The sequence below is a fragment of the Achromobacter sp. ACM03 genome (assembly GCF_014851665.1).
Classification (GTDB): Bacteria; Pseudomonadota; Gammaproteobacteria; order Burkholderiales; family Burkholderiaceae_B; genus Achromobacter; species Achromobacter aegrifaciens.
The window spans coordinates 742,455-765,347 of record NZ_JACVAD010000003.1 but is presented as its reverse complement, the minus strand read 5'-3'; the positions used below and the strand labels follow the sequence as shown (position 1 = coordinate 765,347).

The 22,893-nt window shown below is 65.7% G+C and carries 18 protein-coding genes, 2 rRNA genes and 1 other RNA gene; 19 read left to right on the top strand and 2 right to left on the bottom strand.

Features of this window, described 5'->3' with window-relative positions; genetic code table 11:
* Positions 1-2 precede the first annotated feature (2 nt).
* The 3 genes from rrf (IB257_RS19230) (at position 3) to IB257_RS19220 (ending at position 989) form a co-directional block, all read left to right on the top strand.
* A 5S ribosomal RNA gene (rrf, locus tag IB257_RS19230) occupies positions 3-115 on the top strand.
* Between the two features lie 158 nt (positions 116-273).
* A 5S ribosomal RNA gene (gene rrf / locus IB257_RS19225) occupies positions 274-386 on the top strand.
* A gap of 237 nt (positions 387-623) precedes the next feature.
* Positions 624-989: a membrane protein gene (locus tag IB257_RS19220; protein ID WP_013391517.1), complete on the top strand. Its 366-nt coding sequence runs from the start codon at positions 624-626 to the stop codon at positions 987-989.
* Between the two features lie 449 nt (positions 990-1,438).
* Here the strand turns inward: IB257_RS19220 and IB257_RS19215 are convergent, their stop codons facing one another.
* A complete protein-coding gene (locus tag IB257_RS19215) occupies positions 1,439-1,717 on the bottom strand; it encodes an SWIB/MDM2 domain-containing protein (RefSeq protein WP_006217453.1) in 279 nt (92 codons plus the stop codon).
* Between the two features lie 147 nt (positions 1,718-1,864).
* Between IB257_RS19215 and IB257_RS19210 the strand changes: the two genes are divergently transcribed.
* Positions 1,865-3,058 carry a M20 aminoacylase family protein gene (locus IB257_RS19210; protein ID WP_054457611.1) on the top strand — a complete coding sequence of 398 codons (1,194 nt, stop codon included), beginning with the start codon at positions 1,865-1,867 and terminating at the stop codon, positions 3,056-3,058.
* Between the two features lie 11 nt (positions 3,059-3,069).
* Positions 3,070-4,134, top strand: a complete 1,065-nt coding sequence (gene pyrC / locus IB257_RS19205; protein WP_054457610.1) for a dihydroorotase — start codon at positions 3,070-3,072, stop codon at positions 4,132-4,134.
* Positions 4,135-4,231: 97 nt separating this feature from the next.
* Here pyrC and IB257_RS19200 read toward each other — a convergent pair whose 3' ends face one another.
* On the bottom strand, positions 4,232-6,058 hold the full coding sequence (locus tag IB257_RS19200) for an ATP-binding cassette domain-containing protein (RefSeq protein WP_192492683.1): 1,827 nt from the start codon (positions 6,056-6,058) through the stop codon (positions 4,232-4,234).
* A 133-nt stretch (positions 6,059-6,191) separates the two neighbouring features.
* Between IB257_RS19200 and rnpB the strand changes: the two genes are divergently transcribed.
* From rnpB to ftsA, 14 genes are all read left to right on the top strand, one after another.
* An RNA gene (gene rnpB, locus IB257_RS19195) (RNase P RNA component class A) lies at positions 6,192-6,596 on the top strand.
* 354 nt (positions 6,597-6,950) lie between these two features.
* Positions 6,951-7,379 carry a division/cell wall cluster transcriptional repressor MraZ gene (gene mraZ / locus IB257_RS19190; protein ID WP_192492682.1) on the top strand — a complete coding sequence of 143 codons (429 nt, stop codon included), beginning with the start codon at positions 6,951-6,953 and terminating at the stop codon, positions 7,377-7,379.
* Between the two features lie 7 nt (positions 7,380-7,386).
* On the top strand, positions 7,387-8,481 hold the full coding sequence (gene rsmH / locus IB257_RS19185; protein WP_054457608.1) for a 16S rRNA (cytosine(1402)-N(4))-methyltransferase RsmH: 1,095 nt from the start codon (positions 7,387-7,389) through the stop codon (positions 8,479-8,481).
* Complete coding sequence (ftsL, locus tag IB257_RS19180; protein WP_054457607.1) at positions 8,481-8,771, top strand: cell division protein FtsL; 291 nt, start codon at positions 8,481-8,483, stop codon at positions 8,769-8,771. Before rsmH ends, ftsL begins: the two co-directional genes overlap by 1 nt.
* Entirely contained in the window at positions 8,768-10,498 is a 1,731-nt protein-coding gene (locus IB257_RS19175) for a penicillin-binding protein 2 (RefSeq protein WP_054457606.1), read from the top strand. The genes ftsL and IB257_RS19175 overlap by 4 nt, the downstream gene beginning before the upstream one ends.
* Positions 10,495-13,350 carry a bifunctional UDP-N-acetylmuramoyl-L-alanyl-D-glutamate--2,6-diaminopimelate ligase MurE/UDP-N-acetylmuramoyl-tripeptide--D-alanyl-D-alanine ligase MurF gene (gene murF / locus IB257_RS19170; RefSeq protein ID WP_192492681.1) on the top strand — a complete coding sequence of 952 codons (2,856 nt, stop codon included), beginning with the start codon at positions 10,495-10,497 and terminating at the stop codon, positions 13,348-13,350. The genes IB257_RS19175 and murF overlap by 4 nt, the downstream gene beginning before the upstream one ends.
* Entirely contained in the window at positions 13,340-14,509 is a 1,170-nt protein-coding gene (mraY, locus tag IB257_RS19165; protein WP_042796413.1) for a phospho-N-acetylmuramoyl-pentapeptide-transferase, read from the top strand. Before murF ends, mraY begins: the two co-directional genes overlap by 11 nt.
* Positions 14,506-16,038: a UDP-N-acetylmuramoyl-L-alanine--D-glutamate ligase gene (gene murD, locus IB257_RS19160; protein ID WP_119449380.1), complete on the top strand. Its 1,533-nt coding sequence runs from the start codon at positions 14,506-14,508 to the stop codon at positions 16,036-16,038. The genes mraY and murD overlap by 4 nt, the downstream gene beginning before the upstream one ends.
* Positions 16,035-17,228: a putative lipid II flippase FtsW gene (ftsW, locus tag IB257_RS19155; protein WP_042796415.1), complete on the top strand. Its 1,194-nt coding sequence runs from the start codon at positions 16,035-16,037 to the stop codon at positions 17,226-17,228. The genes murD and ftsW overlap by 4 nt, the downstream gene beginning before the upstream one ends.
* Positions 17,225-18,298: an undecaprenyldiphospho-muramoylpentapeptide beta-N-acetylglucosaminyltransferase gene (murG, locus tag IB257_RS19150; RefSeq protein ID WP_192492680.1), complete on the top strand. Its 1,074-nt coding sequence runs from the start codon at positions 17,225-17,227 to the stop codon at positions 18,296-18,298. The genes ftsW and murG overlap by 4 nt, the downstream gene beginning before the upstream one ends.
* On the top strand, positions 18,295-19,701 hold the full coding sequence (gene murC / locus IB257_RS19145) for a UDP-N-acetylmuramate--L-alanine ligase (RefSeq protein ID WP_054457601.1): 1,407 nt from the start codon (positions 18,295-18,297) through the stop codon (positions 19,699-19,701). The genes murG and murC overlap by 4 nt, the downstream gene beginning before the upstream one ends.
* Positions 19,698-20,648, top strand: coding sequence for a D-alanine--D-alanine ligase (locus IB257_RS19140; protein WP_054457600.1), 951 nt, complete (start codon positions 19,698-19,700; stop codon positions 20,646-20,648). The genes murC and IB257_RS19140 overlap by 4 nt, the downstream gene beginning before the upstream one ends.
* 12 nt (positions 20,649-20,660) lie before the next feature.
* On the top strand, positions 20,661-21,485 hold the full coding sequence (locus IB257_RS19135) for a cell division protein FtsQ/DivIB (protein WP_054457599.1): 825 nt from the start codon (positions 20,661-20,663) through the stop codon (positions 21,483-21,485).
* Positions 21,486-21,489: 4 nt separating this feature from the next.
* Positions 21,490-22,716 carry a cell division protein FtsA gene (ftsA, locus tag IB257_RS19130; RefSeq protein WP_006217473.1) on the top strand — a complete coding sequence of 409 codons (1,227 nt, stop codon included), beginning with the start codon at positions 21,490-21,492 and terminating at the stop codon, positions 22,714-22,716.
* The last annotated feature ends 177 nt before the right edge of the window (positions 22,717-22,893 follow it).

Genomic DNA, 22,893 nt, shown 5'->3' with positions numbered 1-22,893 from the left:
CGCTTGACGACCATAGCGAGTTGGTCCCACTCCTTCCCATCCCGAACAGGACAGTGAAACGACTTTGCGCCGATGATAGTGGACGGACGTCTGTGAAAGTAGGTCATCGTCAAGCTTTTATTCCGCAGAACCCCACAGGTAACCCCTGTGGGGTTTTGTCTTTGTGAGAGCCCATTGCGGGCGCCTGTCGAGATCTGCTCCAGGCACGCGCATCGGTCTCGCTACAGGATTGGAGCGTTTGCCCACGATAGGGCAGGCACTCAAGCAGTTACGCCTGACAACCATAGCAAGGTGGTCCCACTCCTTCCCATCCCGAACAGGACAGTGAAACGCCTTTGCGCCGATGATAGTGGACGGACGTCCGTGAAAGTAGGTCATTGTCAGGCTTTGATTCCAGGAACCCCGCAGCTCGCGCTGCGGGGTTTTTCTTTTGCGGTGTTGTTGCGATGAGCTAGCAAGCGGTCGGCGCGGCTGCGGGCGGCTGGGGCTTTTGGGCGAGTGGTCGCGGACCGTCAATCAGGCTGCAAGCCGCGCCAGCATTGAATGTGCACAAATAACAACGGCCGTGGGCGGGGTAGCTTTGTGCGGTAAGATTGACCGAGTCAATTCGTTGGAGCGTTATCGTGAGTGATCCCCAGACCCCCGTGCCCGGAACGACGTTAGACCTGCGCACGCTGACCCACGTTGCCTATGGCTTGTACGCCCTGGGCTTCCTGACGAGCGGTTTCCTGGGCATCGCCACGCTGGCGGCCGTAGTGCTGATGTACCTGAAGCGCTCGGACGCCGCAGGTACCGTCTATGCCGCTCATTTCGACTGGCTGCTGCGTACCTTCTGGTGGGCCCTGCTGTGGCTGGCCATCAGCGGCATCGCGACGCTCATCTTCATCGGCTGGATCGGCCTGGCCGCGACCGTGATCTGGGTGCTGTATCGCCTGATCAAGGGCTGGCTGTCGTTGCTGGAAGGCTCCGCGCCGACTACCTACGCCTGAAGGCTCGCGTTCAAACAGAAGGCCGGCATATGCCGGCCTTTTGCTTTGTTGAGTTCGATCTTGTAGCCCGTACTTGGACAGCGGGTGCGGGCATCAGCGAACAAGCGCTGAGTGCAATTCAGCGTTTCGAAGGCCTCTGCTGGTGCAGGATTATTCACGCTCGACACGTGGGCCCGCAGCATGTGCAGCCATCGCGCATGGGCCAATCCATGCTGCTTCCGAATGCTGGCCACGAGACCGCGAGGAAGCCATGCCAACTGCCTGAAGAGGCGCGCCAGGCTTGGCTTTCGGGGAATGCTGGTGTGGGGAATCGGGCCGTGCCGGCGAGATTGCGGCGTGGCTGTCGCGGTGAGAGAAAGCTGCGCTGGGGAGGCGAGCTCGCCCAGGAATGAACCGGGGCGTCGCGACGATATGAAGGCAGGGACGTACGGGGTACGCCCTTTGCCTGCTTACTTCAGATGTGCGTTGACCAGCTTGGTCAGTTCGAACATCGTGACCTGATCTTTGCCGAAGATCGGGCGCAGCTTGGCATCGGCGTTGATGTTGCGCTTGTTGCTGGCATCTTGCAGGTTGTGCTTCTTGATGTATTCCCAGATCTTTTTGGTGACCTCGGTACGCGGCACGGCTTCCGAGCCGATGACGGCGGCCAGTTCGGCGCTGGGGGTCAGGGGCTTCATGAATGCAGCGTTCGGCTTGCGCGCGGTCGCGGGTTTGGAGGTTGTGGCCATAATGCGGCGCTCCTTCTCTGGCTGTTGGAAAAATTGTCCTGCGGCCGGAGCATAACGTGTCTCTCTCGTAAAGACAAAGGCATTTATCCTCTGTAGCAACTAAAATGCACAGACTGTCCCCTCTATATCGTCATTCTGTAACCTCCTATGTACGCACGATCTCCTTTGGAATCAATTCGCCTCTTTCATGACGAATTGACGGCGCTGCGGCGCGATTTGCACGCGCACCCCGAGTTGGGCTTCGAGGAAGTCCGGACCTCCGGAATCGTGGCGGGCGCGCTGGAGGCGCTGGGGATCGAGGTGCACCGCGGCATCGGCAAGACTGGCGTGGTGGGCGTCATCCGCGGCAAACGCTGCGATAGCGGGCGCATGATAGGCCTGCGTGCCGACATGGACGCCTTGCCCATGACCGAAGACAACGACTTCGGGCACAAGTCGACCAAGCCTGGCCTGATGCACGGTTGCGGCCACGACGGTCACACCGCGGTACTGATCGGCGCGGCCAAGTACCTGTCGCAGACGCGCAATTTCGATGGCACCGCGGTTCTGATCTTCCAGCCTGCGGAAGAGGGGCGCGGCGGCGCGCGCGCCATGCTGGAAGATGGCCTGTTCGATACCTTTCCGTGCGACGCGATCTACGCGCTGCATAACTGGCCGGGCCTGAAGCCGGGCACGATAGGCATCAACCCCGGGCCGATGATGGCCGCGGCCGATCGCTTCGAGATCCTGATCACAGGGCGCGGCGGCCACGGCGCGCATCCTTACCAGACCATCGATCCGGTCACCATCGCAGGGCAGATCATTACGGCGTTGCAGACCATCGTGTCGCGCAACGTCAATCCGCTGGATTCGGCGGTGGTGTCCATCGGATCGCTGCAAGCCGGGCATCCCGGCGCCATGAGCGTGATTCCGCGCGAAGCGAGAATGGTCGGCACGGTGCGCACGTTCCGCAAGTCCGTCCAGGAAATGGTGGAGACCCGCATGCGCGAGTTGGTGTCCGCGATTGCGGGCGCTTTCGGCGGCACTGCCGAGGTCACTTACGAACGGATCTACCCTGCGACCTTGAACACGCCGCAGCACGCCAATCTGGTGGCCGACATCGCCACCGAGATGATAGGCAAGGAGAACGTCGTGCGCGATCTGACGCCCTCGATGGGCTCCGAGGATTTCTCTTTCATGTTGCAGAGCAAGCCTGGCGCATACTTCCGCCTGGGCCAGGGCGGAGCCGATTCCGGCTGCGTGCTGCACAACTCGCATTTTGATTTCAACGATGCCGTCATCCCCTTGGGCAGCGCGATGTTCAGCGCGCTGGCCGAACGGGGCATGCCGCTGGCAGATTAAGAAGCCTTTCCATGTCTACTCAAAACACGACTCAGCTCACCATCACCCGGCCGGACGACTGGCACCTGCATCTGCGCGACGGCGCTGCCCTCGAGGCGGTGGTGGCGGATACCGCGCGCCAGTTCGCGCGCGCAATCATCATGCCCAACCTGAAGCCGCCGGTCACGACCACCGAACAGGCGTTGGCCTATCGCGGCCGCATTCTGGAGGCCTTGAAGAAGGCGGGCGGCAATCCCGATGCCTTCACGCCGTTGATGACGCTGTATCTGACCGACAACACCACGTCGGAAGAGATTTTCCGCGCCTACGAGTCGGGCCAAGTCTACGCCGTGAAACTTTATCCGGCAGGCGCCACGACCAACTCCGATGCCGGCGTGACCGATCTGCTGGGCAAATGCACGAAGGCGCTGGAAGCGCTGGAAAAATGCGGCATGCCGTTGTTGGTGCACGGCGAAGTGACGGATCCGTCGATCGACCTGTTCGACCGCGAAGCAATCTTTGTCGAGCGCGTGATGAAGCCGCTGCGCCGCGCCTTCCCCGCCTTGAAGGTGGTGTTCGAACACATCACGACGAAAGAGGGCGCGGAATACGTGCGCGACGCGGAAGGTCCCATCGCAGCCACGATCACACCGCAGCACCTGCTGTACAACCGCAATGCGATTTTCCAAGGTGGCGTGCGGCCGCACTTCTACTGTCTGCCCGTGCTTAAGCGCGAAACGCACCGCCTTGCGCTGGTCGAGGCGGCGACCAGCGGCAGTCCGCGCTTTTTCCTGGGCACCGACAGCGCGCCGCACGCGCGCGGGTTGAAGGAGCATGCTTGCGGTTGCGCCGGCTGCTACACGGCATTGCACGCGATGGAGCTGTACGCCACCGCCTTCGACGCGGTCGGCAAGCTGGACAAGCTGGAAGGCTTCGCCAGTTTCCATGGCCCGGACTTCTACGGCCTGCCGCGCAACACCGGCACGCTGACGCTGGTGCGCGAGGCCTACCAGGTGCCCGAGGAAGTCGCGTTCGGCAACACGACGCTGGTTCCGCTGGCCGCGGGTGAAGCGCTGACCTGGCGCGCGCGGGGCTAGGCAATTGCGCCGTCCGGCAGGTCCGGAACAAAAGAAATGCCCCCGGGTTTCGGGGGCATTTTTCATGCGCCTCTATATGTATATAGAGACAAGCTGATTACAGCGTGCCTTCGCGGCGCGCTTCCAGCAGTTCCCAGCGGGCGAAGCGCTCTTCGAGTTCGCTTTCCAGCTTGGCCAGTTCGCCGTTGATGCGTTCGACTTCGGCGGGCGCGTCGCGGTAGAGGCTGCCATCGGCGAGCTTGCCGGCAAGTTCCGCTTGTTGCGCCTCCAGGGCGGCGATGGCGTCCGGCAGGCCTTCCAGTTCGCGCAGTTCCCAGGAGTTCATCTTGGCCGACTTGGCCGGTTTGGGCTTGGCGGCCTTGGCGCGCGCGGCGGCATCGTCGACAGGCCGGGCGGCGGGGGTTGCGTCGTCGGCCGGGGCCGCGGGCGCGGGCCGCTGCGCGACCCATTCGTCGTAGCCGCCCACGTAATCGCGCCAGCGGCCATTGCCTTCGTAGGCGATGGTCTGCGTAACGACGTTGTTCAGGAAGGCGCGGTCATGGCTGACCAGCAGCACCGTGCCCTGGTACTCCTGCAGCAATTCTTCCAGCAGTTCCAGCGTTTCGATGTCGAGGTCGTTGGTGGGTTCGTCCAGCACCAGCACGTTGGCAGGGCGGGCGAACAGGCGCGCCAGCAGCAGGCGGGCGCGTTCGCCGCCGGACAGGCTGCGCACGGGCGAGCCGGCGCGGGCGGGCGAGAACAGGAAGTCCCCGAGGTAGCTCATGACGTGCTTGCGGGCGCCGCCGATTTCCACCCATTCGCTGCCCGGGCTGATGATGTCGACGAGCGTGGCGTTTTCGTCCAGCTGCGCGCGCATCTGGTCGAAGTACGCGACCGCGACGTTGGTACCCAGCCGCGTCGTGCCGCTGTCGGGTTGCATCTCGCCCAGGATCAGCTTGAGCAGGGTGGTCTTGCCGGCGCCGTTGGGGCCGATGATGCCGATGCGGTCGCCGCGCAGGATGGTGGTGGAATAGTCGTCCACCACGATCTTGTCGCCGAAGGCCTTGTTCACGTGGTCGAGTTCGGCGACCAGCTTGCCGGAGCGCTGGCCCTCGGCCAGCGCGAGCGAGACGTCGCCGACGCGTTCGCGGCGTTCGGCGCGTTCGACCCGCAGCCGTTCCAGGCGGCGCACGCGGCCTTCGTTGCGGGTGCGGCGGGCCTCGACGCCCTTGCGGATCCAGACTTCTTCCTGCGCCAGCAGCTTGTCGAAGCGCGCTTGTTCCAGGCGCTCGGATTCGAGCCACTGGGCCTTGCGCTCCTGCCACTGCGAAAAGTTGCCGGGAAAACTCAGCAGGCGCCCGCGGTCGAGTTCGACGATGCGGGTAGCCACTGCGTCCAGGAAGCGGCGGTCGTGGGTGATGATGACGGCGGCGCCTTTCCAGGTGCGCAGCATGTCTTCCAGCCAGGCGATGCCTTCGAAGTCCAGGTGGTTGGTGGGTTCGTCCAGCAGCAGCAGGTCCGGCTCATCGACCAGGGCGCGCGCCAGCGCGACGCGCTTGCGCGTGCCGCCGGACAGGCCGGCGATCTGTACGTCCGCGGGCAGGCCGAGTTTTTCGAGCACCGAGCGCACGCGCGAGGGGCGCTGCCAGTCTTCATGATCGCCCTCGACATTGCAGACCACATCGAAGACGGTGGCGTTTTCGTCCAGTTCGGGTTCCTGTTCGACCGTGGCCACGCGCAGACCCGAACTGCGGGCGATGTCGCCGTCGTCGGGCTGGGTCCTGCCGTCCAGCAGTCTCAGCAGCGAGGACTTGCCGGCGCCATTGCGGCCGATGAGGCCGATGCGCTCGCCGGCCTGGATGGCGAAATCGGCGTGGTCCAGCAGCGGGTGGTGGCCATAGGCCAGCTGGATGTCGGTAAGGGTGATGAGAGTAGCAAGGGCCATGTGATGGGTATTGTCTGCGGCGTCTGAGCGAATCAAGGCGTATTGTCGCAGGAACCCCGTAACGCCGTTTGCACGGCTAGTGTCGCGGCTTCTTCGGGGACGGAGCTGGCGGGTGTAATAGAATACGCACCGCAAGGCGGGTCGGACGATCGCGGTGGATGCGAATCCATCGAGGAAGGTCCGGACTCCACAGGGCAGGGTAACGGCTAACGGCCGTCCGGCCGCGTCTTCGGGCGCGGTTGAGGAATAGGGCCACAGAGACGAGTCTGCGGGGCGGGCGTGCATCGCGCGCACAGATACGGCCATCTCCGTATCGCGCCGTCCGGCAACGGGCGGCGGCATCGCAGGGTGAAACGCGGCAACCTCTATCCGGAGCAACATCAAATAGGCATGCGTGCGGTCTTCGGACCGCGTAGGGCGGCCCGTCCAAGCATGCGGGTAGATGGCTAGAGCGGCTCAGCAATGATCCGTCCAGAGGAATGATCGTCCGCCAGGGAAACCTGGTGTACAGAATCCGGCCTATAGACCCGTCTTGCAACTCATTCGCAACGCGAGCCTGGTCCTGGCTGGAACCTGGCGTCGCGCTGGCCGGGCCGGACCATTTTTGGGGCCGCTCAAATCGGCGGGCCCGGCTGGAAGCCTTGCCAACCGGAGCAAACGACCGACCGTAAAACAATGCAAAGGCATTGTTAGCCGCCACTTCTGAAGAAGGACTTTTAGATAGTGCCGCAACCTCCTGATTTATTGGGAGGTTTTTCTTTTTGCGGATTTACATATTGATCTAAGTCCTTGTTGTGATTGAAAAAATTGCAACCACGCGCTTGACCGCCCCGATCCCATACCGTAGAGTGGGAAATAGTAGGAAATTGTGCAATTAAGTGGGGTAAAAGTGGTGTTTCAGGGAAGCAGCGCGCTCACGCTGGATGCCAAGGGACGGATCTCGATTCCGACCCGGCACCGTGACGCGCTCATGTCGCAGGCCGATGGCCGGCTGACCCTGACACGCCACCCTGACGGCTGCTTGCTGGTCTACCCGCGGCCCGAGTGGGAAAAGAAGCGCGAGCAGATTGCCGCCTTTCCCATGACGGCGCGCGCGTTGCAGCGGCTGTTGCTGGGCAACGCTCAGGACGTGGAACTGGATGGCTCCGGCCGGGTCCTGATCGCTCCTGAACTGCGCAACGCTTCCGGTATGACGCGCGATGTGATGCTGCTCGGTCTGGGCGCGCACTTCGAGCTGTGGGACGCCGCTATTCTGGCCAGCCGCGAGGCTGAGGACCTGGCCAAGGGTATGCCGGATGTGTTGAATCAGTTTTCGTTCTGAAAAAGTTATGGAATTCGAACATCGGCCCGTTCTGCTGGAGCCGACGGTGGACGCGCTATTGCTGCCTGACTTCGGCGGCAAGGGCGCGGCACGGTCGCATCAGCAGGCCGGGCCGGCTGCGGCTACGCGGGCGGAAGGCGGCGTCTTCGTCGACGGCACCTTCGGGCGTGGCGGGCACAGCCGCGAACTGCTTGGCCGTCTGGGCCCGAGCGCCAGGCTGGTGGTGTTCGACAAGGATCCGGAGGCGATCGCCGTAGCCAGGCAACTGGCGGCAGCGGACCCGAGGGTCACCGTGGTGCATGGCGGCTTTGCCACCATGGCCGAAGAATTGGAGCAGCTCGGCATCGGCAAGGTCGATGGCGTGATGCTGGATCTGGGCGTTTCCTCGCCTCAGATCGATGACGCTGAGCGTGGTTTCTCGTTCATGCGAGACGGCCCGCTCGATATGCGGATGGACACCACTCGTGGTCCCACGGTGGCGGATTGGCTGGCGCAAGCCAGTGTGGATGAGATGCGGGAGGTCATAGCGGATTATGGCGAAGAACGGTTTGCTTTTCAGGTTGCAAAGGCGATTGCTGCTCGCCGCGCAACAAGGCCGCTGCGCACCACGCTCGAGCTTGCCGAGTGCGTCGCCAGCGCCGTCCGCACGCGCGAAAAGGGGCAACATCCGGCCACACGCACCTTTCAAGCTCTACGGATTTACATCAATCGGGAACTCGAAGAGCTCGCGCGCACCCTCGCGGCAGCTCTAGACCTGCTCGCCCCGGGAGGGAGGTTGGCGGTGATCAGCTTTCATTCGCTTGAAGACCGCATGGTCAAGCAGTGCATCGCGGCGGCGGCTCGTCCGGCCGCCGCGCATGCGCGCCTGCCCCTGCGCGAAAGCGAAATGCCCCAGCCGGTCCTGCGCTCCCTGGGCCGCGTGCTGGCCGAAGACGACGAAGTCTCGGCCAACGCCCGCGCCCGTTCCGCCGTCTTGCGCGTAGCCGAACGTACCGAGACGCCGCTGCCCGCCGAGGGCGGTTTCGCGTTCGTGAAGATCGGTTCGCTGCCGGGCAGCGACCTGGCACCCCCGCCGCGTCGCGGCAAGGGAGGGCGCCGCTAATGGGTCGCGTCAACCTGATCGTTGCGGCTTTGCTGATGCTGTCGGCCATTTCCCTGGTCACCAGCCGGTATCAGTCGCGCCAGCTCTTCATCGAGCTGGGACGTGATCAGGCGCAGGCTCGCGACCTCGAAACCAACTGGCGGCGCCTGCAGCTGGACCGCGCCGAACTGGCCCGCAACGCGCGGGTCGACGCCATCGCGCGCGATGGCCTGAAGATGATCTCCATCGTTCCGGATCGCACGCTGTACTTGAACCAGCCGCCCGCTTCCGCCACCGGAGGCGCGCAATGAAACGCGTCCCCTTCTTCGATAACCCCGTGCTGCGCGGGCAATTGCCCACCTGGCGCGCGCGCCTGGTGCTGATCCTGCTGTTCGGCGGGTTCACCGTGCTGGCCGGCCGCGCCCTGTTCCTGCAGGGGCTGTCCACCGAATTCCTGCAGCAGCAGGGCGAGCGGCGCTATGAGCGCACGCTGACCCTGGCCGCGACGCGCGGCAAGATCATGGATCGCAACGGCGCGGTGCTGGCCTCCAGCGTGCCGGCGCGCGCCATCTGGGCGATTCCGGAAGACGCCAAGCAGGCTACCCCGGCGCAGATGGACACGCTGGCGAAGCTGCTGGAAACGCCGCCGGCCGACCTGCGTCACCGCCTGGTCGACGAAGACAAGAACTTCGTCTACCTGAAGCGCCAGGTCTCCATGGACGTGGCCGACAAGATCAAACAATTGGGCATGCCCGGCGTGCACCAGCAGCCCGAGACCCGCCGCTACTACCCGGACGGCGACGTGATGGCTCACGTGGTGGGTTTCAATAGCGTCGAGGATCAGGGGCAGGAGGGCGTCGAGCTGACGTTCAACCAGCAGTTGTCCGGCCGTCCCGGCAGCCGCCGCGTCATCAAGGACCGGCTCGGCCGCGTGATCGAAGATGTGCAGGCCGTGACCCTGCCGGTGGATGGCCGCGACCTACGCCTGTCGATCGACACGCGTCTGCAGTATCTGGTGTTCAAGGCGTTGAAGGACGCCATGGACAAGCACCAGGCCAAGGGCGCGACCGCCGTGGTCGTGGACGTGCATACGGGCGAGATCCTGGCCCTGGCCAACGTGCCGACCTTCGATCCGAACAAGCGCGAGACCTTCCACGGTTCCAAGCTTCGCAACCAGGCCATCACCGACACCTTCGAGCCGGGCTCGATCATGAAGCCGTTCACCGCCGCGTTGGCGCTGGACCTGGGGCGCATCAGCACCAAGACCCTGTTCGAAACCGGCAACGGCCGATTCCAGTATCAGGGCAGCACGATCAGCGATGTGAGCCGCAACGGCACGCTGGACGTGGCCGGCGTGCTGCGCAAGTCCAGCAACATCGGTATGACGATGATCTCCGAGAAGCTGGAATCCCGCGAAATGTGGGACCGCTTTACCGAACTTGGCCTGGGCCAGGCGCCCCAGGTGGGATTTCCCGGCGCGGCGCCCGGACGCCTGCGTCCCTGGGACCGTTGGCGCCTGATCGAAAAGGCCACCATGGCCTACGGCTACGGCCTGTCGGTGTCGCTGCTGCAGGTGGCGCGCGCCTATACCGTTTTCGCCCGCAACGGCGACATGGTGTCGCTGACCCTGGTCAAGCGCGACAGCGATCCCACCAGCGTCAAGATCTACACGCCCAAGACGACTGAAATGGTGCGCGGCATGCTGGAAGCGGCCGCCGGCCCCGAAGGCACCAAGGCTGCCCAGGTGCAGGGCTACCGCGTCGCCGGCAAGAGCGGCACGGCGCGCAAGATCGTCGACGGCAAATACAGCATGCAGCGCTATCGGAGCTCCTACGTGGGCTTCGCTCCGGTGTCCGATCCGAAGATCGTCGTGGCCGTGTCCATCGACGAGCCGACGATCGGCGGCTATTACGGCGGCGCCATCGCCGCGCCCGTGTTCTCCCAGATCGTGGGGGGGAGCTTGCGGCTGATGGGGGTGCGCCCGGACGCGCCCTTCGAATCCACAATTGTTGCTGGTCTCAAGGAGCCAGGCAGATGAGCGCCAAAGGCTTCCTCTCCAACCCTGTCGCCACGGTTGCCGAAACCGTGGCGTGGTTGCATTCGCGCGTGTCGTTGACCGCGCACCTCAAACTGGACTCCCGCGATATCGAGCCGGGCGATGTGTTCGTCGCCTGCCCGGGCCTGTCCAGCGACGGACGTCTCTATATAGAGAAGGCGTTGGCGCTGGGCGCCAGCGCGGTGTTGTTCGAAGCCCCCGCCAACGATGCCGTCGCGGCCGTGGCGGACCAGGCCGCGATGCTGCCGGTGACTGGCCTGCGCGCCCTGCTGGGCGAGTTGGCCGACACCTGGTACGGCCGGCCCTCGGCCGAGCTGGCGGTGGTCGCGGTGACTGGCACCAACGGCAAGACGTCGTCGGTGCAATGGATGGCGCACGCGCTGAGCCGCAATGACAAGCCCTGCGGCACCATCGGCACCTTGGGCGCCGTGCTGCCCGACGGCCAGACGCTGGGCGGCGACCTGACGACGCCGGACGTCTTGACCGTGCACCGTACGCTGGCCGCCATGCGCGACGCCGGCGCCAAGGCCGTGGCCATGGAAGCGTCTTCCATCGGCATCGAGCAGGGCCGGATGGATGGCGTGCGCGTTGCGCTGGCCGCCTTCACCAACCTGACGCGGGATCACCTCGATTACCACGGCACGATGGAACGGTACGAAGCCGCCAAGGCGCGGTTGTTCCGCTGGCCGGGCCTGACCGCCGCCGTGATCAACGCCGACGACGAAGCCGGCCGCCGCCTGATTGCCGATCTGCCGGCAGGCATGGCAATGGGCTACAGCCTGAGCGAAGCGCAGGACATTCCCGCCGCCATGCGCGCGCGCGATCTCCAGGCCACCGCGCAGGGTCAGATCTTCGCGCTGGTGTCGCCGCATGGCGAAGCCCAGATCGTGACGCGCCTGCTGGGCGCGCACAATGTATCGAACCTGCTGCTGGTAGCGGGCGTGCTGTATCAGTTGGGCCTGCCGTTTGCGCAGATCGCGCGCGAACTGGCCGCGACGGACCCCGTCGACGGCCGTCTGCAAACCGTCGAGCCGGTGGCGCACAGCACCCAGGCCAGCACGGGCCGCGGCCCGCTGGTGGTGGTGGACTATGCCCATACCCCGGATGCGTTGTCGCGGGCGCTGACCGCCTTGCGCGCCGTTGCGACCGCGCGATCGGGCCGCTTGATCTGCGTGTTCGGCTGCGGCGGCGAGCGGGATCCGGGCAAGCGTCCCGTGATGGGCCGCATCGCGGCGGACCTGGCCGACCATGTGGTCGTCTCCAGCGACAACCCGCGCACCGAGTCGCCTGAAGCCATCGTCGAACAGATCCTGACGGGCATCCCGGACAGCGTGAAGCCCGACGTGCAAGTGGACCGCGCGCGCGCCATCATGCAGACCATCTGGGCCGCGACGCCCGACGATGTGGTGCTGCTGGCCGGCAAGGGCCATGAAACCTACCAGGACATCGGGGGCGAGAAGCTGCCTTTCGATGACCGGGAATGGGCGCGGCTGGCGCTGCTGCTGCCGCAGGTCAAGGGCGTGTCGACCGACACCCGCCGTATCGGCGAAGGCGAATTGTTCGTGGCGCTGGTGGGCGAGAACTTCGACGCCCATAACTATCTGGATCAAGCCGAAGCGCGCGGTGCGTGCGCGGCCGTGGTGGCGCACGCCGTGCCCGACGCCAAGCTGCCGCAGCTGGTGCTGGGCGACACCCGCGTCGCGTTGATGCGCATCGGCGCTGCGTGGCGCGCGCGGTTCACGCTGCCCGTGGTGGCGGTGACCGGCAGCAACGGCAAGACCACGACCAAGGAAATGATCTCGGCGATGCTGGCCGAGTGGCAGGGTGAAGCGGGCCGCCTGGCGACCGCGGGCAACCTGAACAACGACATCGGCGTGCCGCTGACTCTGCTGCGCCTGCGGCCGGAGCACCGCGCGGCCGTATTCGAACTGGGCATGAACCACCCCGGCGAGATCGCGCAACTGGCCGCGATCGCGGCGCCCTCGGTGGCGCTGGTCACCAATGCTCAGCGCGAACACCAGGAATTCATGCATAGCGTGGAAGCGGTGGCGCACGAGAACGGCGCCGCCATCGCGGCGCTGCCCGAGGATGGCGTTGCCGTATATCCCGGCGATGAACCGTATTCGGCGATCTGGGATGCCCTGGCCGAGCCGCGCCGCGTGTTGCGTTTCGGCCTGCAGCCCGGCCTGGACGTGTATGCCGAGCAGATCCTGGCTGACGTGAACGCCACCCGCTGCCGTGTGGTGACGCCGGTGGGCGTCGCCGACCTGGCGCTGCCGGTGCCGGGCCTGCACAACCTGCGCAATGCGCTGGCCGCCATTGCCAGCGCGATCGCGGCGGGGGCGCCGCTGGATGGCGCGGTGCGCGCCCTGGCAGGTTTCAGCCCGGTCGCGGGTCGCATGCAGCACAAGAGTATGAGTGACGGAACGTTGCTCATTGATGACACTTACAATGCCAACCCCGACTCGGTTCGCGTAGCCGTGGACGTGCTGGCCCGCATGGCCGGCAAGCGCGTCCTGGTGCTGGGCGACATGGGCGAGGTCGGGGACAACGGCCCCGCCATGCATGTCGAGGTGGGCAATTACGCGCGTGAGCAAGGGCTCGACGCGCTCATCACGCTAGGCGAAGCCAGCCGGGCGGCCGCGGCCGCATTCGGAGTGGGCGCACACGCCTGCGCATCGGTAGACGAAGTGGTTGCCGCAATGCGCGGCTTGCGCGCGTCCTGCGTATTGGTAAAGGGATCGCGCTTTATGCGCATGGAGCGGGTAGTGACGGCTTTTTCTACGAATGAAGGTGTGACGGCCAAGGGGCAGGGAGAGCAGAATGCTGCTTGAAATCGCCCGCATGCTGTCTGACGATGTGCGCGCACTGGGGGTGTTCGAATACATCACCCTGCGCGCTGTTCTGGCATGCGCGACCGCGCTGTTGATTGGCCTGGTGGCGGGTCCGCGCGTGATTCGCAAACTGACCGAGATGAAGATCGGCCAGGCCGTGCGCTCCTACGGTCCGGAAACCCATCTGGTCAAGACCGGCACCCCCACCATGGGCGGTGTGCTCATCCTCATTTCCATCGCCATCAGCACGCTGCTGTGGGCGGACTGGACAAACCGCTTCGTGTGGGTGGTGTTGCTGGTGACCTTCGGCTTCGGCTGGATCGGCTGGATGGACGACTACCGCAAGGTGGTCTATCGCGATCCGGAAGGCATGCCCGCGCGGCAGAAGTTCTTCTGGCAGGCCACCATCGGGATGGTGGCCGCGGTGTATCTGGCGTTTGCCGTGTCGGCGCCGGCCAATACTGAACTGTGGCCCTTGTTCAAGGCCTGGGTGGGCAGCGGTTTCACGATGTCCTTGCCGACGCGCGCCGACTTGATCGTGCCTTTCTTCAAGAGCGTGAGCTATCCGCTGGGCGTGCTCGGTTTCGTGGCGCTGACCTGGGCGGTCATCGTCGGCACCAGCAATGCCGTGAACCTGACCGACGGCCTGGACGGCCTGGCCATCATGCCTACCGTCATGGTGGGCAGCGCGCTGGGTATCTTCGCCTACGTGGTCGGCCGCGTGGACTATTCCAAGTACCTGCTGTTCCCCTACATCCCGGGAGCGGCGGAATTGATGGTGCTGTGCGCCGCGATTGGCGGCGCCGGGCTGGCATTTTTATGGTTCAACGCGTATCCGGCCCAGGTCTTCATGGGCGACGTCGGCGCGCTTGCCTTGGGAGGCGCGCTGGGCACCATCGCGGTCATCGTGCGCCAGGAAATCGTGCTCTTCATCATGGGCGGCGTGTTCGTGGTCGAGACCCTTTCCGTGATGATGCAAGTGACTTGGTTCAAGTACACGAAGCGACGTTATGGAACAGGTAGACGCATTTTCCGCATGGCCCCGTTGCATCATCACTTTGAAGTGGGCGGCTGGAAAGAAACCCAGGTGGTCGTGCGTTTCTGGATCATCAGCATGATGCTGGTGCTGATTGGCCTCTCTACCCTGAAGTTGCGATGAATACGATGGAAACCTCCCGCGCAGACGCGCCGCTCGTCCTGATCCTCGGATTGGGCGAGACGGGTGTCGCCGCCGCTCGCTGGTGCGCCCGCCTGGGTGCCCGCCTGCGCGTGGCCGACACGCGCGCCGAACCGGGCGGGCTGGCCGCGCTGCGCGAATCACTGGCGCAAAGCGAAGTGGAGTACCGCCTGGGCTGCGACGAGTCCTTCGACACGGCGCTGCTGGACGGCGTGAATCAGGTCGTGCTGAGCCCCGGCTTGGCGCCCTCCCAGGCACCCGCGGCCGAGCTGCTGCGCGAGGCCGAGGCCCGCGGCATCGAGGTCGTCGGCGAGATCGAATTGTTTGCGCGCGCTTTGGCCGATCTGGCCGAGACGCGCGAGTACCGGCCGCGCCTGTTGACCGTGACCGGCACCAACGGCAAGACCACAGTCACCGCGCTGACGCGCCAGCTGGTTGAGGCCAGCGGCCTGTCGGCGGTGGCTGCGGGCAATATCAGCCCCGCGGCGCTGGCCGCGCTGATGGAAGCGCTGGACGCCGAATCGCTGCCGCAGGTCTGGGTGCTGGAGCTGTCCAGCTTCCAGCTGGAAACCACGCGCTCGCTGATGGCCGACGCGGCCGTGGTGCTGAACGTCACCCAGGATCACCTGGACTGGCACGGCGGCATGGAAGCCTACGCGCAGGCCAAGGCCCGCCTGCTGAAGATGGCCCGCGTGGCCATCGTCAACCGCGACGATCCGTACACCGTGGACATGGTCGCCACGCTGAACGCGCTGAACGTGCGCAGCTTCGGCCGTGACGTGCCGGAGCTGGTCGGCGACATGGGCCTGGAGCTGGGCCAGGGCGTGGCCTGGCTGGTGGCCTGCGAACCCAACGATTTCGATGAACCCGCGCCGCCGGTGCGCCGCAAGAAGGACGCGCCCGAACCGACGCGCGCCAAGGGCCGCATGAGCCGCCTGATGCCGGTGGACGCCTTGCGTATCCGCGGCATCCACAATGCCTTGAACGCGCTGGCCGCGTTGCAGTTGGCGCGCTGCCTGGACCTGGGCTGGGGGCCGATGCTGCGCGCCTTGCGCGAGTACACGGGCGAACCGCATCGCGCGGCCTTCGTGCGCACGATCGGCGGCGTCGACTACATCAATGACAGCAAGGGCACCAACGTGGGCGCAACTGTGGCCGCGTTGGAAGGCCTGGGCCAGCAAGTCGTGCTGATCGCCGGCGGCCAGGGCAAGGGCCAGGATTTCTCGCCGCTGATTCCCGTGGTGGCGCAGCATGCGCGTGCCGTGATGCTGATCGGCCAGGACGGCCCCGAGATCGGCCGCGTGCTGGCGTCGACCGGCGTGCAGTGCGTGACGGTTGAAACCCTGCGCGACGCCGTGCGCGGCGCCGCTGAATTGGCCCAGCCGGGCGATGCCGTGCTGCTGTCGCCCGCTTGCGCCAGCCTGGACATGTTCCGCAACTATCCGCACCGCGGACAGGTGTTCGTGGAAGAGGTCGAAGACCTGGCCCGCGACCGTGGAGAGATCGCATGAGCCTGATCGCCGATCTCACCGCCAGCGTCAACGCCGTACGGCCCGGCCGTACCCGCATGCGCAATTTCGATCTGCCGCTGGTCATCGCGGCGTCGACCTTGCTGCTGCTCGGCCTGCTGATGGTGTATTCGGCGTCGATCGCGCTGGCCGACGGCCCGCGCTATGCCTCATATGGTCGTTACTACTTCGTGATCCGCCACGGCCTGTTCATCAGCGCCGGCCTGGTGGGCGCGGCGGTGGTGCTGGCGGTGCCGATCCGCGTGTGGCAACGCCTGGCGGTGCCGCTGTTCGTGGTGGCGATGGTGCTGCTGGTGGCGGTGCTGATCCCCGGCATCGGCCGCGAGGTCAACGGCGCGCACCGCTGGATCCCGCTGGGTCCGCTGAACTTCCAGCCCTCCGAACTGATGAAGCTGGCTGCGCTGCTCTACGCTGCCGATTACACCGTGCGCAAGCAAGAGCACATGCAGGCCTTTGCCCGCGGCTTCCTGCCGATGGCGTTTGCGCTGGCCGGCGTCGGCATGCTGCTGCTGCTGGAGCCTGACCTGGGCGCTTTCATGGTGATCGTGGCGATCGCGATCGGCATCCTGTTCCTGGGCGGGATCAACGGCAAGTACTTCAGCAGCCTGCTGGCCGTGCTGGTCGGCACTTTCCTGATGTTGATCTGGCTGTCGCCGTGGCGTCGGGCGCGCCTGTTCGCGTATCTGGATCCCTGGAACGAAGACAATGCCTACGGTAGCGCCTACCAGTTGTCGCATTCGCTGATCGCTCTGGGTCGTGGCGAATGGCTGGGCGTGGGCCTGGGCGCCAGCGTCGAGAAGCTCCATTACCTGCCGGAAGCGCACACAGACTTCCTGATGGCGGTGGTGGGCGAGGAATTGGGCTTTGCCGGCGTGATGCTGGTCATCACCCTGTTCGCCATCATCGTCTATCGCGGTTTCGACATAGGCCGCCAGGCCATCGCCATGGAACGCACCTTCGCGGGCCTGGTTGCGCATGGCGTGGCGATGTGGTTTGGCGTGCAGGCCTTCATCAACATGGGCGTCTGCCTGGGCCTGCTGCCCACCAAGGGCCTGACCCTGCCCCTGATGAGCTATGGCGGTTCGGGCATCGTGATGAACCTGTGCGCGCTGGCCATGCTGATCCGGGTCGACGTGGAAAACCGCGTCATGATGCGTGGAGGGCGGGTATGACTTCCCGCACCATCCTGATCATGGCTGGGGGCACCGGCGGCCACATCATGCCGGGGTTGGCCGTGGCCGACGTGCTGCGCGAGCGCGGCTGGCGCGTGCTGTGGCTGGGCAATCCTGAAAAGATGGAAGGCCGGCTGGTGCCGCCGCGCGGCATCGAGCTGGTTCCGCTGCGTTTCCAGGGCGTGCGCGGCAAGGGTGCTTCGGCGCTGCTGAAGCTGCCGTTCCTGTTGCTGCGCGCATTCGGGCAAGCGTGGTCGCGCCTGTCCGACGTGCGGCCCGACGTGGTGCTGGGCATGGGCGGCTACGTCGCTTTCCCGGGCGGCGTCATTGCGGCGCTGCGCGGCACGCCGCTGGTGGTGCATGAACAGAATGCCGTGGCCGGCACCGCCAACAAGTGGCTGGCCAGGATGGCCCGCCGCGTGCTGAGCGGCTTTCCCGGCGTGCTGCCCAAGGGCGAGGCCATGGGCAATCCGGTGCGCGCGGACCTGTGCGCGTTGCCGGACCCGGCCGCGCGCTACGCCGGCCGCAGCGGCCCGCTGCGCGTGCTGGTCGTGGGCGGCAGCCTGGGCGCCCAGGCGCTGAACACGACTTTGCCGCAGGCGCTGGCGCGCCTGCCGCAGGAAAACCGGCCGGTGGTGGTGCACCAGGCCGGCGAGCAACATTTGCCCGCGCTGCAGCAGGCCTACGCCCAGGCGGGCGTGGAAGCCGACTGCCGCGCATTTATCGATGACATGGCGGGCGCCATGGGCGAAGCCGATCTGCTGATCTGCCGCGCGGGCGCCATGACGGTGTCCGAAGTGGCCGCGGCGGGCGTCGCAGCCCTGTTCGTGCCGTTCCCGCATGCCATCGACGACCACCAGACCGCCAACGCGCGCTTTCTGAGCGACGCGCAGGCTGCCTGGCTGCAGCCGCAGACCGGCCTGACGCCCGAATGGCTGGCGCAGTGGCTGGGCCAACGCTCTCGACAAGAACTCCAAGCCGTGGCCGAACGGGCCCGCGCGCATGCGCGCCCCGAAGCCGCGGCCCATATCGCCGACGTCTGTGAACAAGCAGCGGGGCGCGCATCATGAAACACAGAATTCAACACATCCATTTCGTAGGCATCGGCGGCTCGGGCATGAGCGGCATTGCCGAGGTGCTGCTCAACCTGGGCTACACCATCAGCGGTTCCGACCTGAACGAGTCGGCGGTGACGCGCCGCCTGGCCGGCCTGGGCATGAAGATCGCAATCGGCCACGTGGCCAGCAACGTCACGGGCGCCGCCGCCATCGTCACGTCCACCGCGGTGGCAGGCGACAATCCCGAGGTGATCGCCGCCCGCGCCGCCCGCATCCCGGTGGTGCCGCGCGCCATCATGCTGGCCGAGCTGATGCGCCTGAAGCGCGGCATTGCCGTCGCCGGCACGCACGGCAAGACGACCACGACCAGTCTGGTGGCCAGCGTGCTCGCCGCTGGCGACCTGGATCCGACCTTCGTGATCGGCGGCCGCCTGAATTCGGCCGGCGCCAATGCGCGGCTGGGGCAGGGCGACTACATCGTTGTCGAAGCCGACGAATCGGATGCCTCGTTCCTGAACCTGCTGCCGGTGATGGCCATCGTGACCAACATCGATGCCGATCACATGGACACCTACGGGCACGACGTGGCGCGCCTGAAGAGCGCCTTCATCGAGTTCACGCAGCGCCTGCCGTTCTACGGCAGCGCGGTGCTGTGCTCGGACGACGCCAATGTGCGCGAGATCATGCCTTTTGTCTCGCGGCCCATCACGACCTACGGCCTGAACGAAGAGGCGCAGGTGCGCGCCTATGAAGTGCAGCCGGAAGGCACGCGCATGCGCTTCAACGTGCAGCGCACGCATCGCGACACCCTGCTGCCGCCGCTGCAGGTCGAACTGAATCTGCCGGGCCTGCACAACGTGCGCAACGCGCTGGCCGCGATCGCCGTGGCGACCGAGCTGGGCGTGGCCGATGCAGCCATCTGCGAGGCGCTGTCGTCCTTCCATGGCGTGGGCCGCCGCTTCACGCAGACGGGCGAATTCCCTGTGCCGGCCAGTCATGGCGGCGGCACTTTCACGGTGATCGACGATTACGGCCATCACCCGGTGGAAATGGCCGCGACGCTGGCCGCCGCGCGCGGCGCCTGGCCCGACCGCCGCATCGTGCTGGCCTTCCAGCCGCACCGCTACACGCGTACCCGCGACTGTTTCGAGGATTTCGTGCGCGTGCTGGGCACGGCCGACGCGGTGTTGCTGACCGAGGTCTACGCCGCGGGCGAACCGCCACTGGTGGCGGCGGACGGCCGAGCCTTGTCGCGCGCCCTGCGTGTGGCCGGCAAGGTCGAGCCGGTGTTCGTCGAGGACGTGACGGAACTGCCGCAGGCCATCGTGGATTTCGTGCGCGATGGCGACGTGGTGATAGTGATGGGAGCGGGTTCGATCAGCAAGGTCCCCGCTCAAGTTGGAGAACTGGCATGAACACGCAATTCGGCAAGGTCGGTGTGTTGTACGGCGGACGATCCGCCGAGCGCGAAGTGTCCTTGATGTCGGGCACGGGCGTGCACCAGGCGCTGCTCAGCGCCGGCGTCGACGCGCACCTGTTCGACACGGGCGAGCGCAGCCTCTCCGAGCTGGCCGCCCAGGGTTTTGACCGCGTGTTCATTGCCTTGCACGGCCGCTACGGCGAAGACGGCACCATCCAGGGCGCCCTGGAACTGCTGGGCATCCCCTATACCGGCAGCGGTCCGCTGGCCTCCGCGCTTGCCATGGACAAGACCATGACCAAGCGCGTGTGGCTGCAGCACGGCCTGCCCACGCCCGACTTCGAATTGCTGGACGCCGACACCGAGCTGCGTCTGGTGCCGGACCGCCTGAGCCTGCCGCTGATCATCAAACCGCCGCATGAAGGCTCGACGGTCGGCATCACCAAGGTGGTGGGCTATTCCGACATGAAGGAAGCCTATGCCGCGGCCGCGCGTTTCGACGCCGAAGTGCTGGCCGAGCAGTTCATCACCGGTCGCGAGCTGACCGTGGCGGTGCTGGGCGGCGGCAAGACCGCGCGCGCGCTGCCCGTCATCGAGATCGCCGCGCCCGGCGGCAACTACGACTACGAGCACAAGTACTTCTCCGACGACACGCAGTATTTCTGCCCGGCCACGCTGCCGCCCGAAGTGGCCGCGGAAGTCGCCGAGATCGCGGTCAAGGCTTATCAGGCGCTGGGCTGCGAAGGCTGGGGCCGCGCCGATTTCATCCTCGACCGCGACAACCGGCCGTGGCTGCTTGAAATGAATACCTCGCCTGGCATGACCAGCCATTCACTCGTTCCCATGGCTGCCAAGGCGGTGGGAATCAGCTACGCCGATCTGTGCGTGGCGATCTTGTCCGAGGCTGCGTGCAAAGTGCGCAGTCCGGCCCGCAACGCTTGACCCGGATACTCTGTGTGGAACGACGCTCGCACCACCAACCTGATCGCCAACACGCTGGCCGTGCTGGCGGTTTGCGCCATGCTCGTCGCGGGTGTGGTGTGGGTGGCGCAACGCCCGTTCTTCACGCTGCAGGCCATCGAGCTGGAATCGATGCCGGACACCGAGCTGCACTACGTGTCCACGGGGGCGGTGCGATCGGCGATCGCGGGCCGCTTCAAGGGCAATTTCTTTACGGTGGACCTGGACGAAGCGCGCGAGATCTTCGAATCGGTGCCGTGGGTCCGGCACGCCACCGTGCGGCGGATCTGGCCCAATGTGTTGCGCGTGCGGATCGAGGAACAGCAGCCCCTGGCGTTGTGGAACGAGAACCAGATGATCAACACCTGGGGCGAGGCGTTCACGGCCAACACGGGCGAGGTGGACGACGAGACCGTTCTGCCGCAGTTCTCCGGTCCGGAAGGCACCGAGTCGCTGGTCGTGCAGCGCTACGCCGAATTGGCGCGCTGGTTCGCCCCGCTGGACATGCACGTCACGCAGCTGGACCTGAGTCCGCGCTACGCCTGGCGCGTGGTGTTGTCCAACGGCATGTCACTGGACCTGGGCCGCGATCCGGGCGCCGATGCGCCGGATCCGCATGGCCTGCCCGGCGCTCTGCCGTTCGCGGCCCGCATTCAACGTTTTGTGCAGGCGTGGCCCGCCGTGGCGGGGCGCCTGGAAGGGCGCACCGTGACGCAGGCCGATTTGCGCTATCCCAATGGTTTCGCCCTGGCGCTGGCCCCGTTGCCGCCGTCGGAAACCAAATCCAAATCCATACCGAAACCTCCCAAGAAACGCTAACGCCATGACCCGTGACATCAAGGACCTTATCGTCGCCCTCGATATCGGCACCAGCAAGGTGGTGGCTGTGGTGGCTGAAATTTTGCCTGAAGGGCGATTCGAAGTGCTGGGCCTCGGCCAGCACGAATCGCGCGGCATGCGCAAGGGCGTGGTCGTCAATATCGAGACCACTGTGAATTCCATTCAGCGCGCGCTTGAAGAAGCCGAGCTGATGGCAGATTGCAAGATTCGCGACGTCTACACCGGCATTGCCGGCAGCCATATCCGCAGCTTCAATTCCAGCGGCATGGTCGCCGTGAAGGACAAGGAAGTCACCGCCACCGACGTTGCCCGCGTCATCGAGACCGCCAAGGCGGTGAACATCCCGACCGACCAGCAGGTGCTGCACGTGCTGACGCAGGAGTTCATCGTCGACGGCCAGGAAGACATCCGCGAGCCCATCGGCATGAGCGGCCTGCGCCTGGAAGTGCGCGTGCACATCGTGACCGGCGCGGTCAGCGCCGCCCAGAACATCGTGAAGTGCGTGCGCCGCTGCGGCCTGGAAGTGCAGGACCTGATCCTGCAGCCCTTGGCCTCGAGCCTGGCCGTGCTGACCGCCGATGAAAAGGAACTCGGCGTCGTGCTGGTCGACATCGGCGGCGGCACCACCGACGTGGCCATCTTCACCGGCGGCGCGATCCGCCACACCGCCGTGCTGCCGATCGCCGGCGACCAGATCACCAACGACATCGCCGCGATGCTGCGCACGCCGACGCCCGATGCCGAGGAAATCAAGCTGCGCTACGGCGTGGCCAAGCAGGTGCTGGCCAGCCCAGACGAATCCGTGGAAGTGCCCGGCCTGGGCGACCGCGGCCCGCGCCAGGTCAAGCGCCAGGCGCTGGGCGCCGTGATCGAGCCGCGCGTCGAAGAACTGTTCACGCTGGTGCAGCAGGTCGTGCGCGACTCCGGCTACGAGGACCTGCTGGCTTCCGGCGTGGTCCTGACCGGCGGTTCGGCGCAGTTGCCCGGCATGATCGAACTGGCGGAGGACGTGTTCCTCAAGCCGGTGCGCGTGGCTGTGCCCGAATACGAAGGCAGCCTGGCCGACGTGATGCGCAATCCGCGCTTCTCGACGGTGATGGGCTTGTTGCAGGAAGCAAGAATGCAGCGCGTGCGCGGCCGCAAGGTCGCCGCCCAGACAGGCAACTTCAAGAGCCTGCTGGCGCGCATGAAGGAATGGTTCATGAACTGAGTTGTAAAGGGCAGGTTGGGGCCTGTCCTTGGTGCGGTTCGCAGCGGTATTGCGGACCGGGCCAGAAGAGGGGAGGCGCTTCAAACCCGTTGCGGGCCCGTCCGGCGACGAGTTTGAGGCGATTCACAAAACATAGGTTGGTTGGGGAATTTTTGTGATTTGCGAAATCGGACTTGT